Annotated in this window: 19 protein-coding genes and 1 pseudogene; 12 read left to right on the top strand and 8 right to left on the bottom strand. The window is 45.4% G+C overall.

The features are described 5' to 3' along the window. The first annotated feature begins 57 nt into the window (after window positions 1-57). Together ascB and AB6E78_RS15095 are read left to right on the top strand one after the other, a co-directional pair. Window positions 58-1,488: a 6-phospho-beta-glucosidase gene (ascB, locus tag AB6E78_RS15100; RefSeq protein WP_372133880.1), complete on the top strand. Its 1,431-nt coding sequence runs from the start codon at window positions 58-60 to the stop codon at window positions 1,486-1,488. A 31-nt stretch (window positions 1,489-1,519) separates the two neighbouring features. Then, entirely contained in the window at window positions 1,520-2,137 is a 618-nt protein-coding gene (locus tag AB6E78_RS15095) for a bifunctional 4-hydroxy-2-oxoglutarate aldolase/2-dehydro-3-deoxy-phosphogluconate aldolase (RefSeq protein WP_065583747.1), read from the top strand. Window positions 2,138-2,227: 90 nt separating this feature from the next. On the opposite strand, the gene AB6E78_RS15090 is transcribed toward AB6E78_RS15095, so the two are convergent. From AB6E78_RS15090 to AB6E78_RS15080, 3 genes and pseudogenes are all read right to left on the bottom strand, one after another. Next, window positions 2,228-3,103 carry a radical SAM protein gene (locus AB6E78_RS15090; protein WP_372133881.1) on the bottom strand — a complete coding sequence of 292 codons (876 nt, stop codon included), beginning with the start codon at window positions 3,101-3,103 and terminating at the stop codon, window positions 2,228-2,230. A 217-nt stretch (window positions 3,104-3,320) separates the two neighbouring features. Then, window positions 3,321-4,142, bottom strand: a complete 822-nt coding sequence (locus AB6E78_RS15085) for an SDR family NAD(P)-dependent oxidoreductase (RefSeq protein WP_102320416.1) — start codon at window positions 4,140-4,142, stop codon at window positions 3,321-3,323. 210 nt (window positions 4,143-4,352) lie between these two features. Then, window positions 4,353-4,511 (bottom strand): annotated as a pseudogene (locus tag AB6E78_RS15080) (enoyl-CoA hydratase/isomerase family protein); the annotation flags it as partial. A gap of 446 nt (window positions 4,512-4,957) precedes the next feature. On the opposite strand from AB6E78_RS15080, the gene AB6E78_RS15075 reads away from it, so the two are divergent. After that, window positions 4,958-6,331 (top strand): MATE family efflux transporter, encoded by a 1,374-nt coding sequence (locus AB6E78_RS15075; protein ID WP_372133882.1) that lies wholly within the window; start codon window positions 4,958-4,960, stop codon window positions 6,329-6,331. A 9-nt stretch (window positions 6,332-6,340) separates the two neighbouring features. Then, the gene (locus AB6E78_RS15070; RefSeq protein ID WP_017059460.1) at window positions 6,341-6,751 is read left to right on the top strand and encodes a LysR family transcriptional regulator; all 411 of its coding nucleotides are present in this window, start codon (window positions 6,341-6,343) and stop codon (window positions 6,749-6,751) included. Window positions 6,752-6,878: 127 nt separating this feature from the next. On the opposite strand, the gene AB6E78_RS15065 is transcribed toward AB6E78_RS15070, so the two are convergent. Further along, the gene (locus AB6E78_RS15065; protein WP_372133883.1) at window positions 6,879-8,951 is read right to left on the bottom strand and encodes an alkyl/aryl-sulfatase; all 2,073 of its coding nucleotides are present in this window, start codon (window positions 8,949-8,951) and stop codon (window positions 6,879-6,881) included. Between the two features lie 188 nt (window positions 8,952-9,139). Between AB6E78_RS15065 and AB6E78_RS15060 the strand changes: the two genes are divergently transcribed. Next, window positions 9,140-10,042, top strand: coding sequence for a LysR family transcriptional regulator (locus AB6E78_RS15060; RefSeq protein ID WP_004732294.1), 903 nt, complete (start codon window positions 9,140-9,142; stop codon window positions 10,040-10,042). Here the strand turns inward: AB6E78_RS15060 and AB6E78_RS15055 are convergent. Continuing rightward, the gene (locus tag AB6E78_RS15055) at window positions 10,039-10,938 is read right to left on the bottom strand and encodes a DMT family transporter (protein ID WP_017059463.1); all 900 of its coding nucleotides are present in this window, start codon (window positions 10,936-10,938) and stop codon (window positions 10,039-10,041) included. The genes AB6E78_RS15060 and AB6E78_RS15055 overlap by 4 nt on opposite strands. A 197-nt stretch (window positions 10,939-11,135) precedes the next feature. Between AB6E78_RS15055 and AB6E78_RS15050 the strand changes: the two genes are divergently transcribed. The 5 genes from AB6E78_RS15050 to AB6E78_RS15030 all read left to right on the top strand — a co-directional run bounded on the left by AB6E78_RS15050 (window position 11,136) and on the right by AB6E78_RS15030 (window position 15,571). After that, window positions 11,136-11,525 (top strand): VOC family protein, encoded by a 390-nt coding sequence (locus AB6E78_RS15050; RefSeq protein ID WP_017064032.1) that lies wholly within the window; start codon window positions 11,136-11,138, stop codon window positions 11,523-11,525. Window positions 11,526-11,576: 51 nt separating this feature from the next. Next, window positions 11,577-12,101, top strand: coding sequence for a hypothetical protein (locus tag AB6E78_RS15045; protein ID WP_136973666.1), 525 nt, complete (start codon window positions 11,577-11,579; stop codon window positions 12,099-12,101). Between the two features lie 169 nt (window positions 12,102-12,270). Then, window positions 12,271-13,710: a 6-phospho-beta-glucosidase gene (locus AB6E78_RS15040; RefSeq protein WP_136973619.1), complete on the top strand. Its 1,440-nt coding sequence runs from the start codon at window positions 12,271-12,273 to the stop codon at window positions 13,708-13,710. A gap of 99 nt (window positions 13,711-13,809) precedes the next feature. After that, window positions 13,810-14,808 carry a LacI family DNA-binding transcriptional regulator gene (locus AB6E78_RS15035; protein ID WP_372133884.1) on the top strand — a complete coding sequence of 333 codons (999 nt, stop codon included), beginning with the start codon at window positions 13,810-13,812 and terminating at the stop codon, window positions 14,806-14,808. A 202-nt stretch (window positions 14,809-15,010) separates the two neighbouring features. After that, window positions 15,011-15,571 carry a sugar O-acetyltransferase gene (locus tag AB6E78_RS15030; protein WP_372133885.1) on the top strand — a complete coding sequence of 187 codons (561 nt, stop codon included), beginning with the start codon at window positions 15,011-15,013 and terminating at the stop codon, window positions 15,569-15,571. Window positions 15,572-15,652: 81 nt separating this feature from the next. On the opposite strand, the gene AB6E78_RS15025 is transcribed toward AB6E78_RS15030, so the two are convergent. After that, entirely contained in the window at window positions 15,653-16,840 is a 1,188-nt protein-coding gene (locus tag AB6E78_RS15025; RefSeq protein ID WP_017062388.1) for an MFS transporter, read from the bottom strand. Window positions 16,841-17,120: 280 nt separating this feature from the next. Between AB6E78_RS15025 and AB6E78_RS15020 the strand changes: the two genes are divergently transcribed. Then, window positions 17,121-18,002: a LysR family transcriptional regulator gene (locus AB6E78_RS15020; protein WP_137002167.1), complete on the top strand. Its 882-nt coding sequence runs from the start codon at window positions 17,121-17,123 to the stop codon at window positions 18,000-18,002. 120 nt (window positions 18,003-18,122) lie between these two features. Here AB6E78_RS15020 and AB6E78_RS15015 read toward each other — a convergent pair whose 3' ends face one another. Both AB6E78_RS15015 and AB6E78_RS15010 read right to left on the bottom strand, forming a co-directional pair. Next, window positions 18,123-18,413 (bottom strand): putative quinol monooxygenase, encoded by a 291-nt coding sequence (locus AB6E78_RS15015; protein WP_017062386.1) that lies wholly within the window; start codon window positions 18,411-18,413, stop codon window positions 18,123-18,125. A gap of 207 nt (window positions 18,414-18,620) precedes the next feature. Then, window positions 18,621-19,118, bottom strand: coding sequence for a hypothetical protein (locus AB6E78_RS15010; protein ID WP_108092185.1), 498 nt, complete (start codon window positions 19,116-19,118; stop codon window positions 18,621-18,623). 494 nt (window positions 19,119-19,612) lie between these two features. On the opposite strand from AB6E78_RS15010, the gene AB6E78_RS15005 reads away from it, so the two are divergent. Beyond that, entirely contained in the window at window positions 19,613-21,145 is a 1,533-nt protein-coding gene (locus AB6E78_RS15005) for a phospholipase D family protein (RefSeq protein ID WP_372133886.1), read from the top strand. Window positions 21,146-21,152 lie beyond the last annotated feature (7 nt).

Genomic DNA, 21,152 nt, shown 5'->3' with positions numbered 1-21,152 from the left:
TTTATTCAGTCACCTTACTTCAGCGTAAGGTGACTTTTATTGTTTCCGAGGTATTCGATGTCAAACATTCAATTTCCCGAAGATTTCTTATGGGGCGGCGCTATTGCTGCAAACCAGTCTGAAGGCGCTCACTTAGCGGGTGGTAAAGGCCTAACAACCGTAGATATGATCCCTTATGGTGAGAACCGCATGCCAATTAAGCTTGGTCAGGTTGATAAGGTGACGCTCAGCGAAGACGAGTTCTACCCAAGCCATACCGCGATAGACTTTTATCACCGTTACAAAGAAGACATCGCCTTGCTGGCAGAGATGGGATTTAAAGTCTTCCGCGTATCCATCGCTTGGAGCCGAATCTTTCCAAAAGGTGACGAGCTAGAGCCGAACCAAGCTGGCTTAGATTTTTACCGTGATGTTTTTGAAGAGTGTAAGAAATACGGTATTGAGCCGCTCGTTACCTTGTGCCATTTCGATGTGCCTATGCACTTGGTCAACGAGTATGGTTCGTGGCGTAATCGTAAGATGATTGAGTTCTTTAGCCGTTACGCGAGAACCTGTTTCGAAAACTACAAAGGCTTGGTGAAATACTGGTTAACTTTCAACGAAATCAATATTTTACTAGCGAGCCCGTTTTCTGGTGCTGGATTGTTGTTTCAGGAAGGCGAAAATCACGATCAAGTGAAGTACCAAGCAGCTCACCATGAGCTAGTAGCAAGCGCTTTGGTAACCAAGATTGCCCATGAAGTTGATGAGCAAAACCAAGTGGGTTGTATGCTGGCGGGCGGTAACTTCTATCCATATTCATGTAAGCCAGAAGATGTGCTGATGGCTATGGAAAAAGACCGCGAGAACCTGTTCTTTATCGATGTTCAATCGCGTGGTTACTACCCATCTTATGCTCAAAAAGTGTTTGATAACAAAGGTGTGGTGCTTGAAACACAAGATGAAGATTTCGAGATTCTAAAGAACACCGTCGATTTCATTTCTTTCAGTTATTACGCTTCACGCTGTGCTTCCGCTGATATGAATGCAGGAAATACGAGTGCAGCGAACGTCGTTAAGTCCATCAAAAACCCTCATCTTCCAGCAAGTGATTGGGGCTGGGTCATTGACCCTACAGGTCTTCGAATTACGATGAACACACTCTATGACCGTTACCAGAAACCACTTTTCTTGGTAGAAAATGGCTTAGGTGCTCGTGATACCTTGGATGACAATGGAGAAGTGAACGATGATTACCGCATTGATTACCTTCGTCAGCACATTGTTGCGATGCATGAAGCAATGGAAGACGGTGTACCATTGATGGGTTACACACCTTGGGGTTGTATCGATCTTGTTGCGGCGTCGACCGGAGAGATGAGCAAGCGCTATGGGTTTATCTACGTGGACAGAGGCAACCTAGGCAATGGTACGTTAAATCGTATTCCTAAAAAGTCATTCCACTGGTACAAAAAAGTGATCGCAAGCAACGGCAGCGACTTGGCTTAATTTGTCTGTTTGATAATGAGAGAAATGAACAATGAAAACAATTGAACAGCGACTCAGAGATATTCGCATCGTTCCGGTGATCGCCATTAATGACGTTGCTCAGGCTGTGCCGCTTGCGAAAGTATTGGTTGAGAATGGTTTGCCTTGTGCTGAAGTGACATTTCGTACAGAAGCGGCAGCAGAGTCGATTCGTTTGATGCGTGAAGCCTACCCTGAGTTACTGATTGGCGCAGGTACTGTGCTGACTACAGAGCAGGTGGATACTGCCATTAATGCGGGTGTTGATTTCATTGTCAGCCCAGGTTTGAATCCAACCACAGTCAAATACTGTCAGCAAAGAGGGGTTACGATTGTTCCTGGAGTGAGTAACCCAAGCTTGGTTGAACAAGCAATGGAAATGGGGCTTAAGACACTAAAGTTCTTCCCTGCCGAGCCATCTGGCGGTGTCGCAATGTTGAAAGCGTTGACGGCTGTTTACCCGGTTAACTTTATGCCTACAGGCGGTGTAAGCCCAGCGAACGTTGAGTCTTACTTAGCACTGAAATCAGTCGTTGCCTGCGGTGGAACTTGGATGGTACCGACAGACAAAATGGACAAGGGTGATTGGGATGGAATCGCAGAATTAGTCCGAGCGGTCGGCTCCAGGTAGTTCGATAGAGAGCGACATAACTAGAAAATGAAAGGGCCAGCTGATACTGGCCCTTTTTGTGGCTGCTTCAAACGATGTAGAGGTTACTCGTTACCAAGCAAAGGTTTTAATGACGTTTTGCTTAGTGATTGGGTTGTGAGCGATGTCTTGATTAATCTTATCAAGAAACGGCTTACGAGCCTGAGGCAACATGCCACGCATTGGTGAGATGTTATTGCCGTGGTCACCCCAGTAGTAGCAATCGAAATTTTCTAGGTTTTCGAGCAAGTATTTTTCTTCTTCCAGAATCTGCAATGGCGTTGGTAAAACAAACTCGCCACGGTTTACTTCTTTTTCCAATACCGATCCCGGTTGAACGGCTAAAGCCATTGGTGCAATCGCATCCGGCTGCATGATGTTCAGCAAGCTGGTGGTATTAATCGCATGCTCTATAGAACGCTCTTTGCCGCCAAGGCCAAAGATAAATGAAGCCAGCACCTTGATGTCTGCTTCACGGGCTAGGTTCATACCTTCAATTGCATGCTCACGCGTCATGCGCTTTTGAATGCGTTCAAGCAAAATTGGGTCACCGGACTCCAAGCCTGAATAGGCCATGCTTAAACCTGCCGACTTAATCTCTTTTAATTCAGACAAGCTCTTACGACGGAAGTCATTGAACCCTGAATACAGAGAGATGTTCTTGATCTCTGGGAAGGTGATCTTGATGTAATCCAGAATCGAAATCAGCATCTCGGTTCTAATCGCCATCACATTACCATCGACCAAAAAGATAGATTCAACATGCGGGTAGATTTTTCTCGCCGCATCAATATCTTCAAAGATGTCTTTGATGTCTCTTACTTTGAAACGCTTATCATCAAACATCGTGCAGAAGGTACACTGGTTATTACTGCACCCCAATGTTGTCTGGATGAGTACGCTCTCTGCTTCCATCCAAGGACGATAAACTTTACCTTCAAAACGCATAAATGCTCCTCGGCCGTAGCCTGTGTTGTTTCGACGGGGGCAAGTTTAGCAATCTGCATCTTGGGTGATAATTGGGCAAAGCGGGGAATCAGTATTAAAGAAATCTTAATAATCGAAAGAGCGCGCAGTTCTTTGTCTGTATAGATAGAACTGCGGCTTGGATTGTGTGTGTGGTGGTGGGGGGGAGTGTTAGTGGTCGTTTTTTACTAATGAATGATCAGTGCGTAACGCACAGCTTTTCTTCGAGTAATTGATTAAGCACTGTCACCAGCTTGTGGTTCTTAGTGTTGTCTAATGCGTCGGCGTGCGGGTCTTTGAACAACCCAGAATCATTATCAAAATATTGACCAGAAGCGTTGGCAAACTCATCACTGAGCGCAGCACGACAAAGAATATCGGCTCCAATCGCAAGGTCGTTGCCATCAACGCCATAAGCATCTTTCACTAATTTACTACCAAGGAAAGAAGCTGGGTTTACAGGGATAATTGCGGTGCCTTTGTCTAAAAGAGTATTGGCTAATTCGATGGACCACATCGTTAGCGCCAGCTTACTTTGCGCGTAAACCGGACCATCAAGTTCGCCCGCATTCGGACTGATTAATGCATCTAGATCTACGGGTGCTTGGGCTGCTGAAGATAGGTTGACGATACGACCTGTCGCATCAAAAAGAGGAAGCAGCTTTTGTGTCAGTAGATACGGCGCAATGGTGTTTACGACAAAACGCACATCAAGATTGTCTGGAGTGGTGATGTCCGACACTTTATACACACCTGCGTTGTTAATGAGTATATCGAGTCGTTTGTGATCGCTTTTGATTTGGGTTGCGAGCGCCTCAACTTCAGAGAGCGTCGATAGGTCTGCGATGTAGCTTTCGATGATTGCATTCTTAGACAGGCGAGACAGAGCGGTCACGACTTTATTGACCTTAGCTGGGTTGCGGCCATGAATCAGAACATGGTGCCCTTGCTGCGTTAGTGCTTTTGCGGTCTCTAAACCAATGCCATCCGTGGCACCTGTGATCAGAATTATTTTTTGCATATTCCGTCCTTCAAAAAATAGTTTGAACAACGTTATAACAAAGATTAATGACACATAGTTGCATTTGGCTCACAAGCTGAAGACTCAAATGTGAGTCTATGGGGCAAATAATGACCATTTTAACACTTGGTGGTTAACCGTTGGCGTTTAACGATTAAGTAAGACAATGGGTCAGTTTGTGACTGACCCAAATTAAGAGAAGTGACCGAGTTATTTGATGTCTTGAACGTTCATAACCAGAGTTTCCCAGTTACGTTGGTTTTCCATATCGTGCTCTAGGCCTTGCTCATCGGCAATTTGGAAGCGCTTAACCGCAGGGGTTTTGCTCGTAGCTTGATACAACCAATAAGCTTCCGCTTTGAGTGCTTCGGCTTCGTCAGCATCAAAGTCTCTTGCCCTTGAACATTCACAGTACCGAAGTCAAAAGTGACGGTAAGAATTCCATCCTCGGCTTGAGCTTTAAACGTTGTATAACCTTGATATACCATTTCCATATTCCTTCTGAGAGATTTCATTTCAGCCTATTCAGTGTGAATGCGACCTAAATTCAGGCTAGCGAGGAATGTTCGAACCAACAATTAACCATTAAACGAAACACTATTAACGAATTATTAAGAGTGTTGGCGCGTTTGATAATTTCAATTTATTCAGTGTCTTAGATGGATATTTTAACGTTGAAGGTATCTTGCTAATTCGATTGTCAACGAAATCTAAAAACTCATTCCTTGTCTGGCGCTCTTATCCTTTTCATTTAGCTTCGTATACTGCTCAACTAGGTAATTAGCCCCAAGGTACAGACAAGAGTGAACCGACTTATGCAGATGAGATCCGCGACTTTGAAAACCATTATTGAGAAAACGCTGCCACTGACGCTGGGTGTGTTTGCGATCATGATGGTTCAATTGGTCGATTCGATCTTTATTGGTCAGCTAGGGGTGAATGAATTGGCGGTTCACGGTATCACCTTGCCATTTCAAGCAGCGTTTACCGGTGTTCAAGTGGGCATCGGTGTGGCGGCAACGTCCATTATTTCTCAAGCGGTAGGGGCAAAAGAACAACGTAAATCTACTTCAATTGCGACGCTGTCGGTTGGATTTGGAGTGTTGGTGATTGCTTTGATCTGCATAGGGCTGATTGTTTTTAGCGATTCTGTTTTTGCGTCGTTTGTGAATGATGTCTCTGACGCTCAATACCAATCCATGCTGTCTATTTTTAATGTGTACTGGCCACTGTGGTTGTTCAGTGCATTGATGGTGGCGGTGCTTTATCTTGCCACCTGCGTTTATCGTGCCAATGGCGATACCAAAACAACCGGAAGCATGTTCTTGGCTGCTAGCGTGATTAACCTAATTCTCGACCCTATTCTGATCTTTGGATTGGATATGGGCATCGCAGGGGCGGCGATCGCATCGAGCCTTGGCTACGCTTTCGGCGCAATCTACATGCTAATCAAGTCTCGCGGCAAAGGTTGGTTTGGCTTCAATGGCGCGTGCAGTAACCGAATCAAAGGCTACAGTTTTGAGTTATTTAAGACGGTAATGCCAACCACTGCGAATCAGATATTACCTGCGGTCAGCGCGTTCTTCTCAATGCTATTGATTGCGAGAATCGGAACCGATGAGATGGCTTTTTGGAGCTTACTCGCCCGTGTTGAAAGTTTTATGCTGGTGTTTTCTCTTGCTCTGACGATGTCTATCCCGCCTATGATTGGTCGTTACCTAGGGGCGCAGCAGCGATGCAAAATCCCTGAGCTATTGAATACAACAGCGAAGTTCTTATTGGTTTTCCACACCGTGATGGCAACATTGTTGGCGCTGTTTAGTGGCTGGATTATTCCTGTTATCTCGGAAGAACAAAGCATACGCAGCTGGTTTGAAGTGACCTTGTTATTTATACCGTTCAGCTATGGGCCGCTTGGGCTTTGCATGTTGGTTGCGTCGGTCTTTAATGCCTTGGGTGTGCCGCGTAAAGCTTTGAATGTCTCTTTCCTACGCTTGTTTGTTTTCTACATTCCCGCTTTATGGATCGGCTCGATAACCGGAGACATGGTCAATGCGGTTATTGCTGCGACAGTCGCCAATGTTTTAGCGGGCGCTTTTGCATGGTTTAAGCTTAATGCCTATATTAAAACTCACATTATTCCCCGTGCCGCTGCGGCCAATAAGCAGCGTGTACTCAGCGCAGGCTAGCCATTATTGATGAACATTGAACATCTAAAATTGTTTGTGCGACTCGCGTCTACGCACAATATAGGTCAAGCAGGACAAGAGCTTGGGTTGTCACCTCCGGTAGCCAGTATTCATATCGGAAAACTCGAAGAGAGCCTAGGTGCTATCCGCGTCGATCACGGTGAAGCGGTAAGGGATGTATGTGTCGATGGCTTGGGCATTGCCATGTGCGCGAGTTGGATAGCATACAAGCAGCTCGCGGAAGGTTCGCTGGTTGAGGTGTTGCCGGATTACCCTTTAAAGGATGAGGCGGCTATCTGGGCGGTATACCCGAGTGCTCAGTTACTTGCACCAAAGGTGCGCGTATTTATCGATTACTTTGTTCAATATTATGGTTCACCTTCTTATTGGGATTGCGACGTAAACGGGCAAACTCAATAGCGATTCAGAAGCATATATTGAGAACAAATAAGAAAGCCCCAACCAAAAGGGAGGGGCTTGTTTTTATGTTCTTTATAGAACGTTTTTCTAGCTAACTGCTGTTGTTTTTATTTAGTGTATCCGGCGTTTAATGAGCGTGTACCGCTGAATCTTGGTATAGCTCTGCATCAACTTCTTCGCCTTTACTTGGGCGCGGTACAATCTCAAAAGAGGTGTCAGCTTCTGTCAGTGAAGACAGCAGTTTGTTAAGTGATGTCTTATCACCTTTCACGCCTGCTTGTCCGTCTTCTAACAGTTTTCCAAGGCTTGTTTTCTTAAGCACGATGTCAGACACGTCAGACTTATTGATGATCAGTGTCGTATCCGCATCTTGCAGCTCTGATACTTGGATGTTGTTCAGGTTGCCGTTAGACATCTCAACGTAGTAGAACTCTTTTACATCAGGCAACTGAATATTCAATGTAAATGGTGTTTCTTGTGCTTTTAGCGAATCCACTTTTACGGCTAAGTAATCGAGTAGGTTTTCAATCGTCATGTTCGCTAACACATCCGGAGATGCAGTTTTCGGTGCGCCCGGTTGTGTGCCAATACGAAGCTCTTGAGCGCCAGTTAGGTAGATGTTTCTCCAACCTGCACCTTCTGATTGATAACCCAATTGCTCGTATGTATCTGCCAATAAGCCACGTGCAACTTTGTTCTCTGGCTCAGCTTGAATCACCTTATTCAGTGCTGTTGCAACGAAGCGGTATTCACCTTCTTGGAAGTCTTGTTGTGCTTTTTCAATCACAGCATCGCTGCCGCCCATGTACTCAACAAACTTCCCCGATTCTGGCTCGATTGGTAATGGATTAAGGTTAGCTGGGTTCATGTCGAAGTAACCAAGGTACATGTTGTACACAGCGCGAGCGTTGTGAGAGTAGGTACCGTGGTAACCATTGGTGTGCCAAGACTGTTGAATGCTGTCTGGCATTACCTTGTAAATCTCGTCACCGATGTCTTGTAGAACCACACCGTTATTGGCTAAACGAAGCGTTTGGTTATGAGTAAAACCGTAAGCATCACGCTGCATTTTTAGGTAATCAGAAATCTCTTGTTCACCCCAGATTGGGGCTGAGTGAGACGCAAACAACACCTCTGTTTCTTCGCCCCAAGTGACTAACATTTCGTTGATCTTCTTAGACCATTTCAAACCATCACGTACTTTTGCGCCACGAAGCGTGTACAGGTTGTGCATACCTTGGTAGGTCAGTTCGCCAGTCCAGAGTGCTTTCATGCTCGGAATATACGTCACCATTTCAGATGCCGCTTCGGTACCTGAAGCATCCATGAATTGCATTTCTAGGCCGTCGATAACCAGAGTTTCAATCTCTTCGTTATGGTTCAGCTCGTAGTCTGGCAATACGTAAGTAATGCTACCGGTTGATAGGCCTTTCGACAGTGCCGCATCCACAATACCGTGTTCGTGTCGGTTCAGGGTTGCGCCATATTGATAGGCGGTACGACGAGACATTGCGTTACCCGCCAGTACGTTTTCGTCGACGATTTCTTTGGTGATGTTTTTCGAACCGTACACTTTTACATCTGGATACGCGTCTTTGATTGCTCTTGCGCCACCAAAGTGATCAGCGTGCGAGTGAGAGTAAATCATTGCAACGACGGGCAGTTCACCGCCATCAGGCACGTTGTTCTTGAAGAATTCGAGTGATTTGGCGGCTGATTCTTTGGTAAGAAGAACGTCGTAGGCGATCCAACCGTTGTCACTACGAATGAAAGAGATAGACGCTAAATCCGCGCCTCGAACTTGGTAAACTTTACCCGGAACAACTTCATATAAACCTTCTGCTGCTTGGTTCAATACCGCTTGGCGCCACAGTGAAGGGTTTACTGAATCTGGTGCTTGGTCTGCATTCGTTACACTTGGATCGATGAAGTTAAAGCTATTACGAATGATGTCGCCCGTCTCTTGATCAAAGCTAGCAATCAGACCTTTGTTGTTATTGTCGAAAGCACGAGTGTCGGCAAAGTTAAGTGTTTTTGCGAACTCTTGGTTTGCTTTGGTCGTCATCTCGGTTGCGCTTTTGCCACCTTGGTCGCCAATTTCGCTGAAGTGTGCGTGGTCATGGTTAGCTGCAATCGCAGGGAATGCCAGCGAGATAGCTAGGAACAGTGATGCATTTTTGAACGTGCGAGAAGTTGTCATAAGAGCCTCTTCATTTCAGAATTTTGTTTCGTTGAGGCGATTATAGGAATAAGACATATAGCAAAAAATAAAGTAAGCTTTATTTAATACATCACGATTGGCTATGTATTGAATCATGCAATGGTTGGGGGACGAAGACGAATCCTGACCTATGATTGATTAAGACCACATTGACAGGGAGAGTAACGGTGAGCGACGTGGAAAAGTTGGATTTAAATCTATTGAGCGTGTTCTTAGAAGTGTATCGATTAAAGTCGATCACGCTTGCATCAGAATCGCTTGGTATGACTCAGCCCGGGGTGAGTGGAGCCTTGAAGCGACTCCAATCTCAGCTTGATACTGACCTGTTTATTCGTGAAGGGCGAGGGATCATTCCAACCAATGCTGCGGTGCAACTAGCAAGCCGAGTGGAACCTGCACTCGAAGGAATCACCAGCGCTGTCAGTACCTTGAAGCAATTCGATAATCAGCAGCATCATGTATTCCGACTTCTGGTTAATGAGATAGGTTTAACCAAGCTTCAGCCGCTTGTCGAGCAAGATGAAACGCTGGGAAATATCTCAATCGAATTCAATATGGTTCCGAATAACGAAGAAGAACTCCTGCAGAGTTTGAGCATGCAGCAAGCGGATCTCGCCATCGATATTCACTACCCGCAGGTCAATGGTTATATGAACCAGCAAGTGCTTGAGGATAAGTTGGTATTGATTGCTCGTAAAGGGCACCCAAGAATTGATGGCGTCGTGACCGAAGAGCAGTATTACGATGAAAAGCACATCACTTTTAGAATGCGTCGTTCTCGTCTTTATACGGCCGATTATTTCGCTAAGAAGGCCATCAAACAAAGAAAAGTTAGCTCAGAATGTGACTCATTGATGATGATGTGTGTTCTGGTGTCAGGCTCTGATTGTGTCGGCAGTACTTCTCGTAGTTTTGCTAATCAATTTGCCGAGCGATTCCAGCTTCAAGTTCTTGATCAGCCGTTTGAGGTGTTGCCTGTGCAGCAATACATGATTTGGCATAAGAGAACGGAACCGAACCCTGCTCATCAGTGGTTGAGAAACAAGATTCAGCAATATATGGCTGATTAACGAGCCGCTCTTGCTGCTCGTTTCTGTTTGGCGCTCTCTATCATCTTAGAAGGCGTCATTCCTGTCACCAACATGGTGCCGGTGATAACCAGAATTGAACCAACAATCGTATTGATGCCAATTGCTTCATCTAAGAATAAGTTACCCCATAGAATACCAAATACCGGAATGATGAAGGTCACGGACAGGGCTGAAGGTGCGCCGAGTTCAGAGACGAGATTGAAGTAAAGTAGATACGCTAACCCAGTACATACCGCGCCTAATAAGACAACCGATGTAGTGATCGTAACGTCGGGTGTTTCTCTCATCGGAATAAAGAATACAAACGGCAAAACCAGCAATACCGCAGCCCACATGCTGCCATGAGCATTGTTGAATGCCTCAACTTTAGGGGCTTGTTTGGTATAGTTTGACGCTATTCCGTAGCTAAAGGCCGCCATCACTGCTGCAAAGATAGGAAGCATAGCCTCACGGCCAATGTTCATCGCATCCCAACCGACTAACACGCCAACTCCTGTTACCCCAATCCCAAGTCCCAATAGAACTTTCGCCTCGAGTGCTGTTTTGGTCCATATTGCACCAATGATTGCCGCCCATATTGGCGCGGTAGAGTTCAAGATGGCGAGTGTCGAGGCGTTAAGTGTCTGCGCGGCATAAGCGAAAAGCAAAAAAGGAAGTGTGGTGTTAAACAGGCCGAGAATGAAGAAGTGTTTTGCGTGATCATGAAAAGAGAGCTTCTTTTTTAAATAGAAAGAAACTAAAAGCAGAGTAAGTGCTGCAAACAGAACTCGCGCTTCAATTAAGACTGCGGGCCCTAATGGATTGGCGGCCATTCTCATGAAAAGAAACGAGCCCCCCCATATAGCCGCAAGTAGTATCAGTTTTAAAAAGCTCACAGTTTGAATCTCAGATTGTGTAAAACCTGACTATGGAGGAAAGATAACTATTACACAAACATAGATGCCAATACTGTGCAGTTATGGACATAAAATCGAGCCCGTTAATCAGGAACAATTTCGATGAATTTCGTTCTGTTTATTGTTCCTTATTTGATGAGTAATCTAGCGTTAGACATCAAACTTAGGCAAACAAAATGAAGATTGAACACATCGCAATTTGGACCAAACAACTCGAAGTACTGAAGCGATTTTATGAAGATTATTTCGGCGCGACATTGAACTCAAAATATCACAACCCAACTAAAGGGTTTTCTTCATACTTCCTCTCGTTTGATACGGGAAGTCGTTTAGAGATTATGGAAATGGACTCGGTGCCTGAATCGAAAGACGACATCTATGACCAGTTCACAGGCTTCATTCACATGGCGATATCATTAGGTTCGGAACAGGCGGTCGATCAACTGACTCAACACTTGGTCGAAGACGGCTATGAGCGCTTAGATGGCCCAAGAAGAACAGGCGATGGCTATTATGAGAGCTGTGTACTCGATCCGGATGGTAATCGTTTGGAACTTACCGTTTAATGTAGAGACTTAATTGAGTTACTCATCTACTAACGGAACTGAGGTATGACAATGATGAAGCTTGCTGTGACTTTCCTTTTTAGTCTTGGGCTTATGGGATGTGCTACCTCAGAACCGGTGTATGAGCAGGAGGCGGACTCAAAGCCTGAACCATCACAACCCATAGGTTACCTCGGTTTTAAAGCTCACCAAGAGTGGGCGATTCAATTCAATGATTGCACGGTCTACGATTTAATCGGTGCACAACCTTACCAGTGGTTTGATCGCACTTCAGCCTCTGTGAGCTGTTATACGTTTAAGCCAAACGATGCCATCGAGCCTTTATCTGTCTATGCCGACGCAAACTTCGACAGCAATAAGCTAGCCCCGATTAACCTATTTCAAGAGCTGCAGGTATCAGAGTCTGGCTGGGGCAAGTTTCCTGCCGTCTATGAGACCAACGGTACCAATTGGCTGAAAGTCAAAGAGGGTTGGATTCACCTCACTTTAGCCGATCAGACACTCGTCCAGTTCTACCCGGGAACTCAAGACCTATCCGGCAAATCTCAGCATGATCAGTATTTTGAACAGCATTGATCGTAATGCTGACTGTTGATTAGTCTGTAGTTCGATCAAAAAAGATCTTTTAACTATTGCTGAAACCGGTTTCAACCTGTATCTTTTCTTTTATTGAAATCGGTTTCAGAGTTGCAATGAGCTCTCTAATCCTGATCTTTTTCACGAATAACTTGTAGCGAGTAACGGTATGAACAACGAATTTCCGAACGATTTTTTATGGGGTGGTGCGGTTGCTGCACATCAACTAGAAGGCGGCTGGGATGCGAATGGTAAAGGTGTCAGTGTTGTTGATGTATTAACAGCGGGCGCTCATGGTGTACAACGTCGAATCACCGATGGCGTGATTGATGGCGAAAACTATCCTAACCAAGTCGCAGTGGATTTCTACCATCGCTACAAAGAAGACATTAAGTTATTCGCTGAGATGGGCTTTAAGTGTTTCCGTACCAGTATCGCGTGGACGCGTATCTTCCCAAATGGCGATGAAGCTGAACCGTGTGAAGCGGGTTTAGCGTTTTACGATGATCTGTTTGACGAGCTGTTGAAATACGACATTCAGCCTGTGGTAACACTGAGCCACTTTGAAATGCCTTACCATCTAGCTAAGGAATATGGCGGCTGGATGAACCGCAAAGTGATCGACTTCTTCGTTAAGTATTCAACTGCAGTGATGGAACGATACCAACACAAAGTGAAATACTGGATGACGTTTAACGAGATCAACAACCAGATGAACACCTCGGCAGATATTTTCGGTTGGTTATGCTCAGGCGTGAAGTTTCCACAATGCGAAAAGCCGCAAGAGGCGATGTATCAAGCGGTTCACCATCAGTTTGTTGCAAGTGCTTTGGTGGTTAAGAAAGGTCACGAGATCAATCCAGATCTTCAAATCGGCGCAATGTGTGCGATGGTGCCTTTCTATCCTCGTTCTTCTAAACCGGAAGACATTATGGTGGCACAACAAGCGATGCGTGACCGTTACTTCTTCTCAGATGTGATGGTTCGCGGTCATTACCCAAATTACGCTACGCGTGACTGGGCAATCAAAGGCTTCAACATTGAGATGCAGCCTGAAGATGAGCAGATCCTAAAAGAAGGTAAGGCTGATTACTTAGGCTTTAGCTACTACATGTCGAATACCTTGGATTCTTCTTCTCACCAATCTACAGAAGAAGCGATGGACGGCGGTCATGAAAATTCGGTCGATAACCCGTTTATCCAGTCTAGCGATTGGGGCTGGCCAATTGATCCGACGGGTTTGCGTTTCTGTTTAGCGTCTCTGTATGAACGTTATGAAGTGCCATTGTTCATCGTTGAGAACGGTTTTGGCGCGGTTGATACCATTGAAGAAGATGGCAGCATTAATGACGATTACCGCATTGCTTACCTTGGCGACCACATCAAAGAGATGAAAAAAGCCGTTTCGATTGATGGTGTTGATTTGATGGGCTATACCCCTTGGGGCTGTATCGATTTAGTTTCGTTCACCACGGGCGAGATGAAAAAACGCTACGGATTCATTTACGTAGATAAGCACAACGATCAATCTGGCTCACTAGAACGCAAGCGCAAGAAGTCTTTCGAGTGGTATAAAGGTGTGATTGCATCTAACGGTGCCACTATTTAGAATGCATTCCCCAGCGCAGTTATGTGAACTGTGAGCTGTCATTTTGCAATGAATTAGTCGGCCTATGTCGGCTAATTTTTTATAAAGGAAAAGAAGCGAATGGTAACCATGCTTGATGTCGCAAACCGCGCAGGCGTATCTAAATCGACCGTTTCTCGTGTCTTAAATGGCAAGAACATCGTGCGCCCAGATGTGGTGAAAAAGGTATTTGATGCGATTCAAGAAACAGGTTATCGACCGAACTTGTTGGCTCAGCAATTGGCGACCAAGAAGACCAATTTCATCGGCTTTGTAATTACCAATGAGTTGTTCAATGGCCCTTACTTCTCTTCCTTGATGTATCACGCGGCTTCTTATAGCGAAAAGTCGAATCACCAATTGGTGATCACCGATGGCAAACACAGCGCTGAAGACGAAAGAAAGGCGATCAATTTCCTGCTGGATATGAAGTGCGCGGGCATCATCATCTATCCGCAATGTTTAACCGAAAGCGAGATAGCTCAGATCATCGAAAGCACTGACACTCCGATTCTGGTACTCAACCGAGAAATGCCGTCGAAGCCCAATCATGCTATTACCACCGACCATTATCAGAGCGCTTGTTTGATGGTTGAACACATCATCGAGCAGGGTCATACCGATATTGCAGTGATTCGTGGTAAAGCCGGTTCTTCGACCGATGAGCTGCGTTACCAAGCCTATCAAGATGTGTTAACTAAACATGGTGTTGCATTGGATGAGTCCAACGTTGTTCAAGGTGATTGGACGATGGAGAGCGGTTATCACGCGGCTCAGGCTTTGGCAAAAAGCAGAACCACATTCACTGCTATCTTGTCTGAAAACGATGATATGGCGATTGGTGCGATTAAGGCGTTAACCGAACTTGGGTACTCATTGCCTCAAGATGTTTCGATCGCCGGCTTTGATAACAGCAAAGTGGGGGCGTTTTTAACGCCAAGCTTAACGTCTGTGAGTGTGCCATTAGAGCAAATGACGCAAAAGGCGATCCTGCAAATTGTCGGTGAAACAGAGCAAGCGACCACCATCAATACCACTGGTAGTTTGGTGTTACGTGATTCGATAGCGAAGCTAAATTAGCACTGTTCGAATTTCATATTTTACCTACAAAAAGTGACGAGCTGCGCATCTCTTAAACCAAGCTCAAACACTCCTTATTCACTGTTATTTAGATGTGCGATATTGCGTTTTTGGTCGATGAATTGACCACCATTAGTTAAGTAATGTGGAGCTAGATAAGTAATATGAAAATAGCTAATTGATGTGAGAACAGGTAAGTAACGTGAAAACAGAAAAACAAAAAATGCTAGCAGGTGAACCTTATCAGGCTTGGGATAAAGAGCTTTATGCAGCTCGTATCGAATGTCGCAAGGTGCTTCAAAAACTCAATAACAGTATTCCTGGCACATCTGAATGGGAAGCAGCAACGCAAGAGCTCATTCCGGACTGTGAAAATGCGCATTTAGAACCTCCATTTCGTTGTGACTACGGCTCGAACATCAAGCTAGGCAAGAACTTCTACGCTAACTTTAACTGCGTGATTTTGGATGTGGCTGAAGTGACTATTGGCGACAATGTGCTGCTTGGTCCGAACGTTCAAATCCTGACTGCAGGTCACCCTCTCGATGTGAAAGGCCGTGTAGAAGAAGGCGTTGAGTTTGGCACACCGATTAATGTTGGCGACAATGTTTGGCTTGGCGGTGGTGTAATCATCTGCCCCGGTGTCACCATTGGCGAAAACAGCGTGATTGGCGCGGGCAGTGTCGTAACCAAAGACATCCCAGCCAATGTGGTTGCAGTCGGTAATCCATGTAAAGTGCTGAAAGCGATCGATAACGAGTAATAATCAGATTGAATTGATAAAGCCCGAACCTAGGTTCGGGCTTTGTTTTTTCTATTCTTGCTAGATGCTAGATGCTAGATGCTAGATGCTAGATGGAACAGCTTGTTGTGCTTGCTTTTTATCTAACGCACCACTGAATCGAGTCAGAACAAGAGCGATCAAAACGATCACAGCACCTACCCAAGGGGTGTTCATTAATCCAGATTTCGCGACAATCAAACCACCGCCCCATGAGCCTAATGCAATACCGACGTTGAAGGCTGCAATGTTCAATCCAGAAGCGACATCGACGGCGTCTGGTGTGTATTTCTCAGCCAGTTTCACAACATACACTTGTAGTCCTGGAACGTTACCGAATGCGAATGCACCCCAAACCAAAATGGTAGCAACAGCTGCGTAAGGGTTTACTGCGGTAAAGTTGAATACCACCAGTACTGCGGCTAAACCAGAGAAGATAACGGTCAGTGCTTTAATTGGGCCCATCTTGTCGGCCATTTTTCCGCCCCAGATGTTACCGACCGCCACTGACACACCGTAAACCAACATGATTAAGCTGATTGAGCTCGAATCAAATCCTGATACATTTTCCAGTATTGGAGCAAGGAACGTAAACGCTGTGAATGTGCCGCCATAACCTAGTGCTGTGATAGCGTAAACCAACAGTAAGCGTGGTTGAGTTAGAACCTTTAGTTGTGCCGAAATCTTCGCCGCTGGTGGTTGCTTAAGGTTGCTTGGAACCAAGATAGCGCTACCGATAAGAGCAATAAGACCAAGCAGAGCCACGATCAAGAAGGTCGCTTGCCAGCCAAAGGTTTGCCCGATATAAGTGCCCAGTGGTACGCCGGTTACCAATGCAACCGTTAAACCTGTAAACATGATCGCAATGGCACTGGCTGCTTTATCTTTTGAAACCAAACCTGTCGCGATGGTCGATCCAATCGAGAAGAACACGCCATGGGCAAGGCCAGTCAAAATTCGTGCGGCGATCAGCGTGTTATAACCCGGAGCTTGCCACGCCAATAAGTTACCAATGACAAACAATGCCATCACGGTCAGCAACACCGCTTTACGATTCCATTTGCCGGTTAATGCCGTTAAGACTGGTGCGCCAATAGCAACGCCAAGCGCGTATAAACTGACTAATAGGCCTGCTGATGGCAGAGATACATTCAAGTCGCTCGCCATGGTAGGAATCAAGCCTACGATGACAAATTCTGTGGTTCCGATGGCAAAGGCGCTGAGCGTCAATGCAAGTAATGCTAGTGGCATAATCATCTCTCTTACTGTTCTTTGTTAAGTACCGAGCGCGATAAAATGGGGCAGCTTGTGACTGCAATAGGAGCGCTTCGTTTGATGGCGAGGATTATCTAGCAAAATATATTTGTGAAAAATGCCATCATTAACAAATAACCTTTGTGATATTTGCAATAATTGGAGGGTTAGCCGATCATTGGATTAAGCTGATGAGATCGAAAAGACACCGTGATTTGAGCTGTGATGAGCACAAGCGAGATGACATTAAACAAAATGAAGATAGCGAAGGAGCCTCATGTTAACCCGTTCAGATGATTTAGAAATGGTACTCACCGTTGTCGATGCTGGTGGTTTTTCTGCGGCGGCAGAGGCGCTGGATGTGCAGGTCGCCAAGGTGTCTCGCTCGGTGAGTAAGGTTGAGTTACAACTCGGCGTCTCAATATTCAACCGAACAACGAGACGCGTGGAATTGACGGAGGAAGGACGGCAGTTTGTCGATTCAGTCAGGGTGGGATTACAGATGATTCAGAGCGCGGAAGAAGAAATCGTGTCGCGCGGTGAGTTGCCAAAAGGTCGTTTAAGAGTCGATGCCGCCAGTCCATTCGTATTTCACCAACTAGTGCCGTTGGTGCAGTCATTCAAAGAGGCTTACCCAGACATTGAGTTGGAACTCACTTCCAACGAAGGCTTCGTTGATCTTCTCGAAAAGAGAACTGATGTTGCGATTCGAATCGGTAAGTTGTCCGATTCAACACTGCACGCTCGCCCGTTAGGAAAAAGTTTACTCCATATTGTTGCGTCACCTGATTATCTCGCTAAGCGTGGGGTGCCCACCAAACCTGAAGATTTGAGTTCGCATCAAATTGTGGGGTTTGCGGGTAACAAAGTGCTTAACCATTGGCCTTTACCAAACCAAAGTGATGTCGCGCCTACTGTGACAGCCAGTAATGGTGAAACCGTGCGTCAACTGGCACTAGCTGGAAATGGGATTGCTTGTTTATCGGGGTTTATGGTGCAGGAAGATATGGCAGCAGGGCGTCTAATCCCTATTCTGGAACAAGACAAACTTGCCAACACAGACCGAGAGCGAGTGAATGCGGTTTACTACAAGTCGTCCTCTGTCTCTAAACGTATCTCGGCGTTTATCGATTTTATTCAGCCCCGTTTGAAGCTCTAACTAAGGCGGCTGACGATATCCGCATAAATGAAAAAGCCCCGCTGACGTGTAGCGGGGCTTTCAAATTGAACTCGATAGCTTGTCAGTGTGCTTTCTAGTAACAGACTACTGAAACTGTACTTAAGCGATCTTAGTCATCTCGTTAAGTGTAAATGACGTAACACTACCTTCGGTTGCTGCCATGTATTCGGCGAGGTGAGTATTACCCATGTGTGTTTGCCAAAGTTCACGAGACGTCCAGTTTTCGTAGAAAGTGAAATGTGCTGGGTTTTCATTGTCTTGGTGAAGGTCGTAGTTGATGCAGCCTTCTTCAGCGCGAGTAATATCAATCAGCTTTAGCAGCTCTGCTTTAACCAATTCAATTTTGTCTTCGTTAGCGACGATGTTTGCGACGATAGTTAGTTGAGTCATGTTGGTACCTATATTATTTTTCACCGAAATGGTGATTTGTCTGTGTTTACAGTGCCACTCTTTGTTCATTGAGCTGCAGTCTGTGTCGATGGATAAATAATAGTGGGAATATTTGAAACGATAAACAGTGCTACATTTGAATTATTGTCAAAAAATAATTGATAATAACTTGGGTATTATGTGCTACTAGGCGTAGGTGAGGAGTATTTAGAAGCCGCCCGCCCACGCATCAAAATCGTCAATGTTGTCGAGCTCTTCTTTAGTTCTTGGGGCTGGGTAATAAGGCAGAGCCAATCTTTGAGTGGAAGGTTGCAGTTCCCAATCGGGTGTAATCTTGAGTCGGGTTAATTCATCGTTGAGGCGCACAGACATATAGTAGCCATCGGCATGGGTATTGGCGTAACTCGCGATTGTGGCGATATCTCCAGAAGGTAATTTTACGTCTCGACCCAGTGGATAGAGCTGGTGCAATGCGAAACTCACTTTGGGATCTTCAAGTTTGCCTTGCTTAAAGCGTTCTAATCCGATGGCGGTTGAAGTGGTGCGCGGCTTCCACCCTGTGAGGAACAATCCACTCAAGTTATCTTGGAACGGCTTACCCTTTCGATTGCCTTCATTGGTAATGAATTGAACCGTCAATGTATCTCCCGATTCTTGCAGAATATCTAAAAACTGTTCACCAGTGCGATCGACCAAAAGCTTCATAATATCCAGTTACCATCAAGAATGAGAGACAATAAAGGGTACTACTATAGGGAAGGCTTGTGTAGGGACGATAAACGTTATGTAGTGTGAACAATGTTTTCGGTGTTGATCCTTACATGTCCCTTAGATGAACAACAGCTTTAGCGCTTACGTAAGTAATGCGTTTGCACGATCTCATATAAGTAAGTCGACACGCCTGTTAGTGTGAAATCAAGCGGTGAAACTAGATCTCCAAACAATGGTGAAGCATCACCCAGACCGAACAGACTCACCATCGAAATGGTAGAAAACCCGCTAAGTTTATATTGCCTGACACTCACTCAACTTAGGTGATTTGTAGGTCAATTTACTGATCTTTAAATTTATACTGGATAATTACCTATAAATTTCAGGCTTTAGCAGTAATAATCAATGAATAGATCGGAATAGCTTGTTCATTGAAAAGCTGTACGGAAAGTTTCTAAAGACGTCATCGTGAAAAGGAAGTCAGATACATGCCTGTGCTCCAACGCATCAGTTTAACGTTAATCTTAATCGCCGTTTTAGGTGGGTGTTCTTCACTTCCTGAAGGCATCGATCATCCAACAGAACCGCCAACCTCTCCTGCACCTAGCTCTTTATCGGTTCTAACCAATGAATTTCAGCCTGAAGCTTTAGAGCAAGGCAACACTGCGGTTCGTCTGCAAGAGTCCGGTTGGGATGCTTTGGCACAGCGATTAGCGCTGGTAGAAAGTGCCGAGCACACCATCGACATTCAATACTACATCTGGAACTCTGACGAATCGGGAAGCTATCTCGCTAGCCGTTTATTAGCCGCGGCTGAGCGTGGTGTGAAGGTGCGCGTAATGCTGGATGATATCAACCTCAACGAACGTGAAGGGTTGCTGTCGGCACTGGATGCGCACCCGAACGTCGAGATTCGTATCTTCAATCCAACACCAACACGCCGTGGCATCAGTAAATGGCTGAGCTTTGTCGGTGACTTTTCTCGCTTAAATCGCCGTATGCACAATAAGTCGTTTACCGTAGATGGTACTTTGTCTGTGGTGGGTGGACGTAATATTGGTGATGAATACTTCGACCTTTCTGATGAAATCAATTTCCGAGACCGCGATGTGTTGGTGATGGGCTCGGTAGTTAACACCATCCAAACCAGTTTTGTTGAATACTGGAACAGCCGTTGGTCTTACCCTGTCGATATGCTGGGTGATGACGAGCAACCTGATCTCTCGAAGATAGATAATATTGTCGTTCCGCATTATCAAAATTACCCGGAATTGCCACTAGATCGTAAGGCTGCTGATAGTTTGCTGAAAGAGGTGATTGGTGAGATGGCATGGGTGAATGCGCGTTTTGTTTACGATCAGCCTGTTCCTGATGATTCAGACAATACCGATGAACCGAAAGCGACCGCGATTCTTCTAGGTAAGTTAGCGAGTGAATCGAAACAAGAGATCTTATTGGAATCGGCTTACCTTGTATTCGATGATGGTCAGCTTGAAGAGTGGCAAGTGTTGAACAATAAGGGCGTTGAGATAAAAGCGCTAACTAACTCTATGGCCTCTAATGATCTGGTGACTAATCATTCTGCTTATGCGGGCAGACGTTACGATATGTTGGAGCATGGCATCGATCTGTTTGAGCTAAAACCAGAATCTAAGTTGTGTGAAGCATCGACTCAAGACGTGTCTAAATGTGCGCCTGAGACAGCCTATGGCTTGCACGCTAAATCAGTCGTATTCGACCGCAGCATCGCGAGCATCGGCTCATTTAACTTCAACTTGCGCTCTACCTACCTCAATACTGAATCGGTTTTGATCATCGAAAATAAAGAGATTTCTGAAACGTTAGCAGACACTATTGAGCAAGCAATGAGTGAAGATAATAGCTGGCGCTTGGAATTGGAATACGGTGATGTGTATTGGTATTCAGGCGATCAACGTTGGGACAGCGAACCTGACACTGGTCAATGGGAACGAATGCAATCAGGTTTCCTACAGTTGTTACCGATTGAGAAATATCTGTAAGCTAGCC

The sequence above is a fragment of the Vibrio sp. 10N.247.310.98 genome, assembly GCF_041467395.1.
GTDB classification, from domain to species: domain Bacteria; phylum Pseudomonadota; class Gammaproteobacteria; order Enterobacterales; family Vibrionaceae; genus Vibrio; species Vibrio crassostreae_C.
The sequence above is the reverse complement of the archived record's forward strand: the minus strand, read 5'-3'. Positions and strand labels throughout refer to the sequence as shown.